This is a genomic window from Pseudomonas sp. LJDD11, assembly GCF_024584215.1.
In the GTDB taxonomy this organism is placed as follows: domain Bacteria; phylum Pseudomonadota; class Gammaproteobacteria; order Pseudomonadales; family Pseudomonadaceae; genus Aquipseudomonas.
Genome location: NZ_JANJFL010000013.1, coordinates 48,822 through 60,734 on the forward strand (window position 1 = coordinate 48,822; position 11,913 = coordinate 60,734).

Below are 11,913 nucleotides of genomic sequence, written 5' to 3' on the forward strand. Positions count from 1 at the left end.
GGAGGATATTGCCTCGCTTCTGGATGCTAGGGCCGCGTCGAAATGACCGCTATAGTGCGCCTTCACTATCTTTCAAAACCTGTCATAAACCCTTCATAGGCTGTCAAAACATGTCAGAGAATCCCCCCTTGGTTCGCCGCCGACCCACCATGCAGGATGTAGCCGACAGGGCCGGTGTGAGCGTCTCGACGGTGGATCGGGTGCTGAGCTTGCGCGCCAAGGTGCGCGGTGACACCGCACAGCGGATCGCCGAGGCGGCGGCCCAGCTCGGTTTTCACGCCAGCGGGGTACTTGAGCGGCGGGTGGCCAATGCGCGGCCGGTTATGCGCGTAGGCTTTGTTCTGCAAAAGCGCGGCACGGCGTTCTATCAAGGTCTTGCTCAAGCGCTCAATACCGCGGCCACGGTCTGTGAACACGCTCAGGTGCGGGTCGTGATCAGCTATCTGGACAACCTGGATCCGCTCGCCACTGCCCAGCGCTTGCTGGCATTGCAAGGCGAGATCGATGCGCTGGGGGTGGTGGTGCCCGATCATCCGGCGATCCGCACGGCGGTAAGCAGCTTGCGTGAATCGGGCATGGCAGTGCTGTCGCTGGTGTCCGAGCTGGGCGGTGTGGGCTATGTCGGCCTGGATAACCGCAAGGTCGGGCGCACTGCTGCCTGGTTCATCCGACAATTGGCGGCACAGCCCGGACCGGTCGCTGTGTTGCTGGGCACTCAGCGTTTTCAATGCCAAGAGTTGGGCGAAATGAGCTTTCGTTCGTTCTGGGCCGAGCAGGGCGATGACTGGGAATTGCTATCGCCGCGCCTGACCCTGGAGGACGAGGCGTATGCCTATGAGAACACGCTTGATCTGTTCAGTGCCCGGCCCGACCTGGCCGGGCTCTACGTCGGCGGCGGCGGAATAGAGGGGGTATTACCGGCATTACGCGAGTTGCGTGCGGCACGCGGCGCATTGCCGCCGGTGATCTGTCATGACCTCACTGCCATTACCCGCAGCGCTCTGGCTGAGGGGCTGGTGCAGGCGGTGTTGTCCCACCCGTTGCCGGCACTGGCCGAGCAGGCGCTGGCAGCGCTGACTCAGCCAGGCGATGCGCACGCCGAGAAACACTGGCTGGCATTGCAACTGAGCGTGGCAGAGAGCATCTAGGGGGACGGTAAAATCCAGAGGAAAAATATTTTCTAATTAATATTGATCTGGAATTAATATTCCAATAGATTGGCCTTCACGTTGCCGCAATACCTGTTTGCCAGTGAGCGCTGGCAAGCGGACCTTCGAAAAAAACAAGATAGGTGCCGGCCCATGAAACTGTCTTTTCGCTTCGCTGCTGCACGCCTGCGTAACAGGCTCCGCGCTATTGCTCCGCAGATCACAGCTGTCCTTGCCGAGCGCTGTGAGCATCTGCTTCTGCTGATTCACCATCCCTACGTTCCTTGCTTGCCGCCCAGTGTCGGCGAGTCGTCACGTCCATAGTCCAAGGCGTCTACGGACCCACGCCCAGCCCCGTTCCGCAACAACAATAACGATCGGAGTCATTCCATGCGCCTCAAGCCACGTTTTGCCGCTATCGCTCTTTCGCTGTTGATGACAAGTACTGCCGCGCTTGCGGACATCAGAATCGGGGTCAGCATGTCGACCTTCGATGACAACTGGCTCACCTACCTGCGTGAATACCTGAGCACCAAGGCCAAGACCGAGGGGGTAACGCTGCAGTTCGAAGATGCCCGCAACGATGTGGTCAAACAGCTCAACCAGGTGCAAAGCTTCACCAGTCAGGGAGTCGACGCGATCATCGTCAACCCGGTGGACACGGCTGCGACCAAGGGCATCAACGAGGCGGCCATCAAGGCCGGCATTCCGTTGGTCTATATCAATCGCAAACCGGACGATCCAAAGCTGCCTGAGCGTGCGGTCACGGTGACGTCGGACGACAAGGAAGCCGGACGTCTGCAGGCCGAGTACATTGCCGACAAGCTCGGCGGCAAAGGCCAGGTCGCCATTCTGCTCGGTGATCTGACCAACAACTCGACGCAAAACCGCACCGCTGGATTCAAGGAAGTACTGGCCAAACACCCCAACATCAAGATTGTTGAAGAACAGACCGGCCTGTGGCAGCGCGACAAGGGCATGGACCTGACCAGCAACTGGTTGCTGGCGGGCAAGCAGATTGACGCAGTGCTGTCGAATAATGACGAGATGGGCATCGGCGCGGCCATGGCCCTGCGCCAGGCCGGGAAAAAAGATGTATTGGTTGGCGGTGTCGACGGTACGCCTGATGGTCTCGCGTCGATCAAGCGTGGTTTGCTGACGGTATCGGTATTCCAGGACGCCCGGGGCCAGGCCGAGGGCTCGCTGGAGGCTGCCGTCAAGTTGATCAACAAGCAGCCGGTCGAGAAGAACATTCTGATTCCGTTTCGTCTGATCACCGTCGACAACCTGGCCCAATTCCAGGCGCTGACCAAGCAATAGTCATCGTGTCCGCAGCCCTGGCTCCGGATTGCTGAACCTGCCATGCCTGGCGCGGGCGACAGCTGTTCGCTCGCGCCGTACTCCCTGAATGCTCCCGACACTTGCCGGCATCGCTGGCGGGGCGTTCGTGTGCGTACGCAAAACGGCCTGGCAAGAGTGATTGACCCACACGCTTCGAACAACAACAAGACACGGAGTGATGCAATGAGCAGGACAACAATCAAGACCGGGCTAGCTTTCTGCGCACTGGTGGCTGCACAACCGCCGGCGCAGGCACTGGAGTTCACCGGCTATTTGCGCGGCGGCCTCGGGACGTCTTCGGGGTCCGATTCCCAGCGCTGTTTCAAGCTGCAGGGCGCACAGTCGAAATATCGCCTTGGTAACGAGTGTGAGCAGTACGCCGAGCTGTCGCTGGAGCAGGAGATCACCAAGCTCGATGACGGCTCCACCGTGGGCGTGTTTGGCATGGGCAGCCTGTACAACCAGTACGACCGCACGCCGACGTTCAATGGTGAGCGCGGTGAAATCCGCCTGCCTCAGGCCTACGGCTACTGGAAGAATGTGGCGGCTCTTAACGGCGGCTCTTTGTGGGCGGGGCGGCGTTACTACAAACGTAATGACATCGCCATTTCTGACTTCTTCTACTGGAACCAGAGTGCCACCGGGGGCGGCATCGAGAACGTCGAGATCGGCGGGCTGAAGTACAGTCTGGCGTTCTCGCGCAAGGACAACTTCAACCAGAAGGACTACGTCAATCGTTACGACTTCAACGTCGCAGGCTTTGACACCAACCCCAATGGCAGCCTGGAAGTCGGGGTGAGCTATCTGGACAAACCCTCCAACCGGCCCAATGCCAACAGCGGCTGGGCAGTGACCTTGCAGCATAAACAGCAGAACTTCATGGGCTGGAACGGCGTGAACACCGTCGCGCTGCAACGCGGGCAGGGTCCGGGCACCGGGCTGGGCAGTACCGGCGACAACAACCTGAGCAGTGCGGATGTGTCTTACCGGGTGCTCGATTTCTTCGACTGGCAGATCACACCACGCTGGGGTGGCCAGGTCGCTGCTGTGTACCAGAAAGACCGGCGACCCAACGGTGATGACCTGCGCTGGACCTCGCTCGGTGCGCGTCTGGTCTACGGCATCAGCGAGCAGTTCAAGTTCTCCACTGAAATCGGCCATGACCGCGTACAGGCTCCGGCTGGCACCCGGCAACTGAGCAAGATCACCCTGGCGCCGACCTGGTCACCCAAAGGGCCACAATTCAAATCGCCCACCGAGGTGCGTCTGTTCTACACCTACGCCGCCTGGAACCGCGCCGCTCAGCAAGCTGCGGACCTCTATGACCCTGACTCGGCGTTGTCCAGCACCGGCAGCTTCGGCTCGGACCTGCATGGCTCTAACATCGGCGTGCACATCGATCACAGCTGGTAAGCGCGACGTTTAAAAAAAGGCACCTCGCCTGGTGGGAGGTGCCTTTTTGCGTCTAAAATTCCCGAACAAACAAAAATTCCAAAAACATGTTGACTGGAAAATATTTTCCAATAAAGTCGTCTTCAAGGTAGACGAATAACTGCACGGACCACCTTGGTGCCGTAGCGACCAACAAAAATAAATAAGGTGTCGTCATGCAAATCTCTCGTTCCCTGCGAACGCTTTTCCGTCCCCGTGGCCTGCTATTGGCGGCTGTATTAACGCTGGGCAGTACGCCCGTTCTCGCCGAGCTGAAAGTCGGTGTCACGGTCGGCAACCTCGATAACTACATCGCCTACCTGGTGCGTGCCATGCAGGACCGCGCCAAGACCGTAGAGGGCGGTGCCAGCCTGCAGGTCGAGGATTCGGCCAGCGATGTGGTGCGCCAGCTCGGCCACGTCGAGAACTTCATTTCGCAGAAAGTCGACGTAATCATCGTCAACCCGGCCGACACCGCCGCCACCGCGAAGATCACCGAGCGTGCGACCAAGGCTGGTATACCTCTGGTGTATCTCAACAGTCGCCCTGAAGTCGCAGCGTTTCCCGCCAAGGTGGTGTTCGTCGGTACCGACGAGCGTGCCATCGGCCGTCTGCAGATGGAGTATCTGGCCAGGAAAATGGACGGCAAGGGCAATCTGGCGATCATCCTTGGCCGTCTGGCCCACGACGACACACGCAAGCGCACCCAAGGGGTCAAGGATGTACTGGCCGATTACCCCGCTATCAAGGTGGTTGAGGAGCAGTCCGGCGACTGGCAGCGCGACAAGGGCCTGGACCTGATGAACAACTGGATTCTGGGTGGCCGTGCAATTGATGCAGTCGCCGCGAACAACGACGAAATGGGCATTGGCGCGGCAATGGCGCTGCAACGTGCCGGTGCTTCCACGGTGCTGGTCGGTGGCATTGATGGCACACCTGATGGCCTCGAAGCGATCAAACGCAAGCAACTGGCGGTGACCGTGCTGCGTGACCCGGTGGCGATGGGCGAGGGCGCTGTCGATGCCGCCGTCAAGCTGGCTCACGGCGAGGCGCTGCAGGGCGACATCTGGATTCCCGTGCACCTGGTCACCCCGGACAACTACGCGCAATTCAAACAAAAATGATCCGACGCCCGTGGGCGCCCGTCGCCCTGGGCCCTTTGAGGAGATCGTGAACATGCTCAGTGCTGCCCCTTCGACCGCCACACTTGCCGCCAGCCGCATGGCCTCTGTGAACGGCGAGTTCCTGCTCGAAATCACTCACCTGACCAAAGGTTTCCCCGGCGTGGTTGCCCTGTCCGATGTGCAACTGCGGGTACGGCCCGGCAGTGTGCTGGCGTTGATGGGCGAAAACGGTGCGGGCAAGTCGACGCTGATGAAGATCATCGCCGGTATCTATCAGCCTGATGCCGGCGAGCTGCGCCTGCGTGGAGAGCCGATCAGCTTCGAGACGCCTTTGCAGGCCTTGCAGGCAGGCATCGCGATGATCCATCAGGAGCTTAACCTGATGCCCTACATGACCATCGCCGAGAACATCTGGCTGGGTCGCGAGCCCCTCAATGCGCTACACATGGTTGATCACGGGGTCATGCATCGAAACACACAAGAGTTACTCGACCGCCTGCGCATGGACCTGGACCCTGAAGAGCTGGTCGGCAGCCTGAGCATCGCCGGTCGGCAGATGGTCGAGATCGCCAAGGCGGTGTCTTACGACAGCGACGTACTGATCATGGATGAGCCGACCTCGGCCATTACCGAGAAAGAGGTAGCCCATCTGTTTTCGATCATCAGCGACCTCAAGAGCCAGGGTAAGGGCATTATCTACATCACCCACAAAATGGATGAAGTCTTTGCCATTGCCGATGAAGTGGCAGTGTTTCGTGATGGCGCTTACATCGGTCTGCAAAGTGCCGAGAGCATGGATGGCGACAGCCTGATTTCGATGATGGTCGGCCGGCCGCTGACTCAGCTGTTTCCCGAGCGCAGTGCACCCACCGACAAGTTACTGCTGTCGGTGCGCGACCTGAGCCTGCAAGGGGTATTCGAGAACGTCTCGTTCGACCTGCATGCCGGCGAGATTCTGGGTATCGCCGGGCTGATGGGCTCCGGGCGCACCAATGTTGCCGAGACCCTGTTCGGCGTGACCCCGGCCACTTCCGGCGAGATCATCATCGACGGTGAGGTGGTGAATATGAGTGACCCCTGCCTGGCGATTCGCAAGGGCCTGGCGTTGCTCACCGAAGATCGCAAGGACACCGGCATCTTTGCCTGCCTGAGCGTGCAGGAAAACATGGAGGTGGCGGTGCTCTCCAGCCATACCAGCAGCGGTTTCGTGCAGCAGCAGCGGCTGCACGAACTGTGTGAAGAGATGCGGACGCAGTTGCGCGTCAAGACCCCCTCACTGGACCAATGCATCGCCAACCTGTCTGGCGGCAACCAACAAAAGGCACTGCTGGCGCGCTGGCTGATGACCCACCCGCGGATTCTGATTCTTGATGAACCCACCCGTGGTATCGATGTGGGGGCCAAGGCCGAGATCTACCGGTTGATCGCCGCCCTGGCCGGTGAAGGCCTGGCGGTGATCATGATTTCTTCCGAATTGCCCGAAGTGCTCGGCATGAGCGATCGGGTCATGGTCATGCACGAGGGGCAGGTCACCGGTGTCCTGGATCGTGAGGAGGCGACCCAGGAGCGGGTCATGCACCTGGCGTCGGGCAACACCGTGATCCATTGACTTGCGCCTGACGGGCGCAGCAGCGGCGCCCGTTCATTCGTCGAAAATTCCAAGAACAAGAGGACCTTCCCATGACTGCCGTCTCCGACAAGAAGACCCTGGAAACATCCGCTCCACGCCGCCGGCGGCGCATGCCCACCGAATTGGGTATTTTGCTTGTACTGTTCGGTATTGGCCTGGCCTTTGAAGCGTTCGGCTGGGTGATTCGCGACCAGAGCTTTTTGATGAACTCTCAGCGCCTGGTGCTGATGATCCTGCAAGTCTCGGTGATCGGCCTGCTGGCCATTGGGGTTACCCAAGTGATTATCACCACCGGTATCGACCTGTCCTCCGGCTCGGTGCTGGCGTTGTCAGCGATGGTCGCTGCCAGTCTGGCGCAAACCTCTGATTTTGGCCGGGCGGTGTTTCCTTCGCTGACCGACATGCCGGTCTGGGTGCCGGTCATGGCGGGCCTGTTCGTCGGGCTGCTCGCCGGTGCGGTGAACGGCAGCTTGATTGCCATTACCGGCATCCCGCCTTTTATCGTCACCCTCGGCATGATGGTCTCGGCCCGTGGCCTGGCCCGTTACTACACCGAAGGTCAGCCGGTCAGCATGCTTTCAGACAGCTATACCGCGATCGGCAATGGCGCTATGCCGGTGATTATCTTCCTGGTGGTGGCAGTGATTTTCCATGTCGCCCTGCGCTATACCAAATACGGCAAGTACACCTACGCGATTGGCGGCAACATGCAGGCCGCGCGCATTTCCGGGATCAACGTCAAACGCCATCTGGTCATCGTTTACAGCATCGCCGGTCTGCTGGCGGGGCTGGCCGGGGTGGTGGCTTCGGCACGTGCCGCCACCGGCCAGGCCGGCATGGGCATGTCCTATGAGCTGGACGCGATCGCCGCTGCGGTGATCGGCGGGACCAGTTTGGCGGGCGGCGTGGGCCGTATCACCGGTACGGTAATCGGCGCGTTGATCCTTGGCGTGATGGCCAGCGGCTTCACCTTCCTCGGCGTGGACGCTTACATTCAGGACATCATCAAGGGCGTGATCATCGTCGTTGCCGTGATCGTCGACCAGTACCGCAACAAACGCAAAGCCAAGCGCTGAACAAGCATCTTCCTTGCCCGGCGGCTGGCCTGCCGGGTCTTTTTTTCTGTCTTAGAGGTCTCTCATGCAAAGACTCGGTCTTGGCCTGATCGGCACCGGATTCATGGGGCGCGCCCATGCCCTGGCGTTTCAACATGCAGGTTCGGTGTTCGACCTGCCCCTGCAGGTCGATTGTGTGGCGCTGGCCGACGCTGACCCGGCACGGGCCGCCGACTGCGCGCGGGCCTGGGGCTTCCAGCAGGCGATGGGCTGGGAGGCGTTGATCAATGATCCGAATGTCGATCTGGTGGCGATCACCACGCCTAACCTGCTGCATCATCCAATGGCCATGGCGGCGCTGGCCGCAGGCAAGGCGGTGTACTGCGAAAAACCGCTGGCCGCGACCCTGGCAGAGGCCACCCAGATGCGCGATGCCGCCCGCGCTGCCGGTGTGGTCACCCGTGTCGGTTACAACTACCTGCAAAACCCCATGCTCGGCCTGGCCCGTGAACTGATTGCCAGTGGTGAGCTGGGCGAAATCGTCGGCTACAGCGGCGAATTCAGCGAAGACTTCATGGCCGACCCACAGGCTCCATTCGGCTGGCGCTGCGAAACTCGCCAGGCCGGTGGAGCGCTGGCCGACCTTGGCAGCCATATCCTGTCACTGTCGCGCTTTCTGCTCGGTGAGGTCGACAGCCTTTGCGCCGACCTGCACACCGTGCATGCCCAGCGGCCCTCAGCCAATGGGCCGCGTCAGGTCGAAGTCGATGACCAAGCGCATATCCTGATGCGTTTTGCCAACGGCGCACGCGGCACGGTGACAACCAGTTGGCTGCGCCATGGGCGCAAGAACCGGCTGTGCTTCGAAGTCACCGGTACGCGGGGCACGCTGGTCTATAACCAGGAGCGGCTCAACGAACTGCGTCTCTACCAGCCCGGCTCACGGGTCGAAACCAGCGGCTTTCGTACCTTGCTGGCCGGGCCGCAATTGCCTGGCTACGCAGCGTTCTGCCCGGCCCCAGGGCATCAGCTTGGCTATAACGAACTCAAGACCTTGGAAGTACATGGCTTGCTGCAAGCTCTGGCCGGTCAGCCGGGCAGCGCAGGGGTGGACTTTCAGGAAGCCTGGGAGGTCGAGCGACTGGCAGAAGCGGCGCGCCGATCAGCCCAAGAGCAGCGTTGGGTGAAGGTGGGGGCGGTGGGTTGATGCTGTAGGAGTGCAAGCCTGGATTGCAATCGTTGCGATCCAGGCTTTAAGTAGGAGCTAGCTTGCTAGCGAAGAAGGCGGCACATTCGAAGCATATACAGTGCCTTTACTGGCCTCTTCGTGGGAGTGCCGCCCAGACCAAGGTCGCTCCCACAGCGATCAATCCCAGCTCAACGCGCCGCCGGTCTGGTACTCGATCACGCGGGTCTCGAAGAAGTTCTTCTCCTTCTTGAGGTCCATGATTTCGCTCATCCACGGGAACGGGTTGGTGGTGCCTGGGTATTCTTCTTTCAGGCCGATCTGGGTCAGGCGACGGTTGGCGATGAACTTGAGATAGTCCTCCATCATCGCTGCGTTCATGCCCAGTACGCCGCGTGGCATAGTGTCACGGGCGTATTCGATTTCCAGCTGGGTGCCTTGCAGGATCATCTGCGTGGCTTCTTCTTTCATCTCGGCATCCCACAGGTGCGGGTTTTCGATCTTGATCTGGTTGATCACGTCGATGCCGAAGTTCAGGTGCATGGATTCGTCGCGCAGGATGTACTGGAACTGCTCGGCGACGCCGGTCATCTTGTTGCGGCGGCCCATGGACAGGATCTGGGTGAAACCGCAGTAGAAGAAGATGCCTTCCAGAACGCAGTAGTAGGCGATCAGGTTGCGCAGCAGTTCTTTGTCGGTTTCCGGGGTGCCGGTCTTGAATTCCGGGTCGGAGATCGAACGGGTGTACTTCAGGCCCCAGGCGGCTTTTTTCGCGACCGACGGGATCTCGTGGTACATGTTGAAGATCTCGCCTTCATCCATGCCCAGCGACTCGATGCAGTACTGGTAGGCGTGGGTGTGGATCGCCTCTTCGAAGGCCTGGCGCAGAATGTACTGGCGGCACTCCGGGTTGGTGATCAGGCGGTACACGGCCAGCACCAGGTTGTTGGCAACCAGCGAGTCGGCGGTGGAGAAGAAGCCCAGGTTGCGCAGCACGATGCGGCGCTCGTCGTCGGTCAGGCCTTCAGGGTTTTTCCACAGGGCGATGTCGGCGGTCATGTTGACCTCTTGCGGCATCCAGTGGTTGGCGCAGCCGTCGAGGTACTTCTGCCAGGCCCAGTCGTACTTGAATGGCACCAGCTGGTTGAGGTCGGCGCGGCAGTTGATCATGCGCTTTTCGTCGACCGCCACGCGAGCCGAGGAGCCTTCGAGTTCAGCCAGACCTTCGGCGATGTCCAGGTCGTTCAGCGCCTGTTTGGCGCGAGCCACGGCAGCCGAGTCGCTGGAGGTGACGGCGCGCGCTTCAACGGCGGCGGCACCGCCGTCGGTGTCGAGGCGATCCAGCGCGCCTTCATTGCCTTTGGCAGCCTGGGCAGCGGGTTTGGCAGCGGCGACTTCGCCGTCTTCGTTATCGAACTCGTCCCAGCTCAGCATGGGTACATCTCCTGCTTGAGGGTCGCGTCGGGCATCTCTAAAAACTACCTGCGTTGCCATCGCTCAGGTTTCTAGAGGTGCCCTGTGTGACCGGTGAATTTCAAAGTATGGGCTGCCAGCGTTGCGAAGGGTGCGCTGGCAACGGAATTTTTCTCGATCTGTCGAGGCGTCTACGGTGTCGGGTGCTTGAGGCTGCGTTTTTTGCTTGGGCCACCGCGACGTGGGCAGTGGCAGGCGAGCCTGCGATACGAATCTCGGTTGTAGTCAGGTGAGCCGACATTGCGTGTGCAATTGGTCATGTGAGTACCCTGGATCAAGGGCGCGAAGTATACAGAATATTGCTGTGCACTGCTTCACCCGTTGAGAAAATCAGTTTGTGAAATCACTGCTTTGCGTATCGCTGCCGAGGGCTTTTTTCCTGCCGGGAAAACGCGCTCGGGTCACACTTAAAACGCCTATATTGTGTTTCTTTTTGAGTGTAGGCACAAGATATAGTTTCATTGGCCGTCGATAATTATTCTCGACTTAGGTGATTCTGGCACTGGTAACGGTGAAGAAAGCTGACGGGTGTCAGGGGTTGCATGAGGTCAGGATTACTTGAGAGCTGAATGGACGGGTGACCAGCGGCTCTATTCGATTGCGTCACCTACGCATTGTTCAAATACGGCTTGCATTGCACGGTAATCGCACACGACGGAATTGATGTTGGCTTGTGCCCATTGATCAATACCGACGCCCCACCAGTCGATCTGGAAACCTGCATTGATGATGAGATGTTCGAACAGGATGCGTTGCGCTCTGCCGTTACCATCACGGAAGGGATGAATCATATTAAGGTCGCCGAACATCTCGGCACCGGCAATGATCAGGCTTGCTCGGTCCAGACCTTGAAACCAGTTGGCATTGGCCAGGCTTTTGAAAAGCCGTTCAGCTTCTGGTTCTATGCGTGAGACCGTGCAGAAAAGCGTATTTCCTTTGGAAATATCGATGGTGCGTAGCTGCCCAGCCCAGTCATAAATATCTGAAAATAGCTGGCGATGGATATTGCTCAAGTACTGAAGATCGTAAGGCGGTTGCCCGAACTCTATGCTGTCGGCAGCCAGTTCAGACAATTCAAGCTCTGCATGTTCCAGTATCTGCTCATCCTTCAAACCAAGTCGGTTACGCAGCAGGCTGGTACCTGGGTAGCAGTAAGGGTCTTGCCCTGTGCCATATTTATCCCGCATCACGCCGGATCAGCACGATAGATTTTCAGCAATTCTTCACGAGTTGGTCGTGCACTGTGCAAGTCGGCAGGCTTGCTATCGAAGCCTTCAAGCCGGAGGCTGGCAGCATAGTTGGAGCGACGCATCTTGGCGTAGTAAGCCTTTTTGGCTTGTAGTGAGGGAGCAGGCATGAGGGCGTTCTCGGACACTTCAAAGGCCTCAGTGTAGCGAAAAAAGTGTATTGAGCGTCGGACAAACGCCGTTCCTGCGTGTATGAAAAAGCCGATACGACCAACGATTATCCGTTGAGCGTACCGGCTTTTTTCAGCACCTGAGGAGGCAGCCAACACAATGTATCG

General features: G+C 59.3%; 10 protein-coding genes. 7 read left to right on the plus strand and 3 right to left on the minus strand.

Translation table 11 applies throughout. From position 1 onward, the window contains the following. The first annotated feature begins 149 nt into the window (after positions 1-149). From NRB16_RS16145 to NRB16_RS16175, 7 genes are all read left to right on the plus strand, one after another. Positions 150-1,148, plus strand: a complete 999-nt coding sequence (locus NRB16_RS16145) for a LacI family DNA-binding transcriptional regulator (protein ID WP_257106505.1) — start codon at positions 150-152, stop codon at positions 1,146-1,148. Positions 1,149-1,538: 390 nt separating this feature from the next. Then, the gene (locus NRB16_RS16150) at positions 1,539-2,468 is read left to right on the plus strand and encodes a sugar ABC transporter substrate-binding protein (protein ID WP_045482227.1); all 930 of its coding nucleotides are present in this window, start codon (positions 1,539-1,541) and stop codon (positions 2,466-2,468) included. 204 nt (positions 2,469-2,672) lie between these two features. Continuing rightward, the gene (locus NRB16_RS16155) at positions 2,673-3,902 is read left to right on the plus strand and encodes a carbohydrate porin (protein WP_045482224.1); all 1,230 of its coding nucleotides are present in this window, start codon (positions 2,673-2,675) and stop codon (positions 3,900-3,902) included. A 194-nt stretch (positions 3,903-4,096) separates the two neighbouring features. After that, complete coding sequence (locus NRB16_RS16160; RefSeq protein ID WP_045482222.1) at positions 4,097-5,044, plus strand: sugar ABC transporter substrate-binding protein; 948 nt, start codon at positions 4,097-4,099, stop codon at positions 5,042-5,044. Positions 5,045-5,141: 97 nt separating this feature from the next. After that, positions 5,142-6,653 carry a sugar ABC transporter ATP-binding protein gene (locus NRB16_RS16165; protein WP_231906551.1) on the plus strand — a complete coding sequence of 504 codons (1,512 nt, stop codon included), beginning with the start codon at positions 5,142-5,144 and terminating at the stop codon, positions 6,651-6,653. Positions 6,654-6,724: 71 nt separating this feature from the next. Further along, positions 6,725-7,750, plus strand: coding sequence for an ABC transporter permease (locus tag NRB16_RS16170; protein WP_045482216.1), 1,026 nt, complete (start codon positions 6,725-6,727; stop codon positions 7,748-7,750). A 64-nt stretch (positions 7,751-7,814) separates the two neighbouring features. Further along, complete coding sequence (locus tag NRB16_RS16175) at positions 7,815-8,936, plus strand: Gfo/Idh/MocA family protein (RefSeq protein WP_257106506.1); 1,122 nt, start codon at positions 7,815-7,817, stop codon at positions 8,934-8,936. A 159-nt stretch (positions 8,937-9,095) separates the two neighbouring features. Here the strand turns inward: NRB16_RS16175 and NRB16_RS16180 are convergent, their stop codons facing one another. From NRB16_RS16180 to NRB16_RS16190, 3 genes are all read right to left on the minus strand, one after another. Next, positions 9,096-10,349: a ribonucleotide-diphosphate reductase subunit beta gene (locus NRB16_RS16180; RefSeq protein WP_045482210.1), complete on the minus strand. Its 1,254-nt coding sequence runs from the start codon at positions 10,347-10,349 to the stop codon at positions 9,096-9,098. A 629-nt stretch (positions 10,350-10,978) separates the two neighbouring features. Next, entirely contained in the window at positions 10,979-11,575 is a 597-nt protein-coding gene (locus NRB16_RS16185; protein ID WP_253115050.1) for a putative adenosine monophosphate-protein transferase Fic, read from the minus strand. After that, a complete protein-coding gene (locus NRB16_RS16190; RefSeq protein WP_253115134.1) occupies positions 11,575-11,745 on the minus strand; it encodes a YhfG family protein in 171 nt (56 codons plus the stop codon). Before NRB16_RS16190 ends, NRB16_RS16185 begins: the two co-directional genes overlap by 1 nt. Positions 11,746-11,913: the final 168 nt, after the last annotated feature.

What these genes read in the sequence shown, in the direction of transcription:
- NRB16_RS16145 (WP_257106505.1), top strand. Translation starts at nt 150, where the DNA reads ATGCAGGATGTAGCCGACAGGGCCGGTGTGAGCGTCTCGACGGTGGAT.
- NRB16_RS16170 (WP_045482216.1), top strand. Translation starts at nt 6,725, where the DNA reads ATGACTGCCGTCTCCGACAAGAAGACCCTGGAAACATCCGCTCCACGC.
- NRB16_RS16190 (WP_253115134.1), bottom strand. Translation starts at nt 11,745, where the DNA reads ATGCCTGCTCCCTCACTACAAGCCAAAAAGGCTTACTACGCCAAGATG.
- NRB16_RS16150 (WP_045482227.1), top strand. Translation starts at nt 1,539, where the DNA reads ATGCGCCTCAAGCCACGTTTTGCCGCTATCGCTCTTTCGCTGTTGATG.
- NRB16_RS16175 (WP_257106506.1), top strand. Translation starts at nt 7,815, where the DNA reads ATGCAAAGACTCGGTCTTGGCCTGATCGGCACCGGATTCATGGGGCGC.
- NRB16_RS16180 (WP_045482210.1), bottom strand. Translation starts at nt 10,349, where the DNA reads ATGCTGAGCTGGGACGAGTTCGATAACGAAGACGGCGAAGTCGCCGCT.
- NRB16_RS16185 (WP_253115050.1), bottom strand. Translation starts at nt 11,575, where the DNA reads ATGCGGGATAAATATGGCACAGGGCAAGACCCTTACTGCTACCCAGGT.
- NRB16_RS16155 (WP_045482224.1), top strand. Translation starts at nt 2,673, where the DNA reads ATGAGCAGGACAACAATCAAGACCGGGCTAGCTTTCTGCGCACTGGTG.
- NRB16_RS16165 (WP_231906551.1), top strand. Translation starts at nt 5,142, where the DNA reads ATGGCCTCTGTGAACGGCGAGTTCCTGCTCGAAATCACTCACCTGACC.
- NRB16_RS16160 (WP_045482222.1), top strand. Translation starts at nt 4,097, where the DNA reads ATGCAAATCTCTCGTTCCCTGCGAACGCTTTTCCGTCCCCGTGGCCTG.